The organism is Novosphingobium sp. ZW T3_23 (assembly GCF_044987305.1).
Lineage (GTDB): Bacteria > Pseudomonadota > Alphaproteobacteria > Sphingomonadales > Sphingomonadaceae > Novosphingobium.
On sequence record NZ_JBJDRF010000131.1, the window covers coordinates 1 to 1,119 of the forward strand.

Below are 1,119 nucleotides of genomic sequence, written 5' to 3' on the forward strand. Positions count from 1 at the left end.
ATGGGTGAAGAAATCCGAGGTGGACAGCGGCAAGCGCGGAGGCGTGCCGACGGAAACTGCCGAGAAACTCAAGGCCTTGGAGCGTGAAGTCCGCGAACTGCGGCAGGCCAACGAGATACTACGCAAGGCTTCGGCATATTTTGCCCAGGCGGAGCTCGACCGCCCGTTCAAACGATGATCGCCTTTATCGACGAGCATCGTGATGCCTATGGGGTCGAGCCGATCTGCAGGGTTCTGCCGATCGCCCCATCCACCTATCACGAGCGCCTTGCCAAGCGGCGAGACCCGGCTTTGCAATCCACCCGTGTCCGGCGGGATGAAGAGCTGAAGCCCGAAGTTCTGCGTGTCTTTGCCGAGAACTTCGGCGTCTACGGTGTGCGTAAGGTGTGGCGACAGATGAAGCGCGAGGGCTTCGATGTCGCGCGCTGCACCGTGCAGCGGTTGATGCGAGATCTTGGTCTGCAAGGGGTGATCCGCGGCAAGCCGGTGCGCACCACGGTCTCGGACAAGGCGGCGCCGTGCCCGCTCGATCAGGTCAACCGCCAGTTTCATGCTCCGGCGCCGAACATGCTTTGGGTTTCCGACTTCACCTATGTCGCGACCTGGGCAGGGTTCGCCTATGTCGCCTTCGTGATCGACGTCTACGCCCGTTACATCGTGGGTTGGCGCGTAAGCAGGACGGCGCACGCCAGCTTTGTGCTGGATGCGCTGGAGCAGGCTATCCACGACCGACGGCCCGTTCATCGAGGTGGCCTGGTCCATCACAGCGACCGCGGTTCGCAATACGTGTCCATCAAGTACACCGAACGTCTCGCTGAAGCCGGCATCGAGCCATCCGTCGGCAGCGTCGGCGACAGCTACGACAACGCTTTGGCCGAAACGATCAACGGCCTCTACAAAGCTGAAGTGATCCACCGCCGAGGACCTTGGCGCTCGTTCGAAGCCGTCGAATACGCCACGCTGGAATGGGTCGACTGGTTTAACACTAGGCGCCTGCTGGAGCCGATCGGAAACATCCCGCCCGTCGAAGCCGAGCAACGCTACTACGCCATGCTGGACGACGTCCCACTGGCTGCCTAATTTAAGAAAACTGGCCTCCGGCAATCCCGGGGCGGTTCA

1 pseudogene and 1 other annotated feature are annotated in these 1,119 nt (G+C 61.6%); the pseudogene reads left to right on the forward strand.

Going from position 1 to position 1,119, the window contains the following annotated elements:
- Positions 1-1,080: pseudogene (locus ACI3K3_RS25635) on the forward strand (IS3 family transposase); the annotation flags it as partial.
- Positions 133-249 (forward strand) — a sequence feature (AL1L pseudoknot). Its footprint overlaps the pseudogene before it by 117 nt.
- Positions 1,081-1,119: the final 39 nt, after the last annotated feature.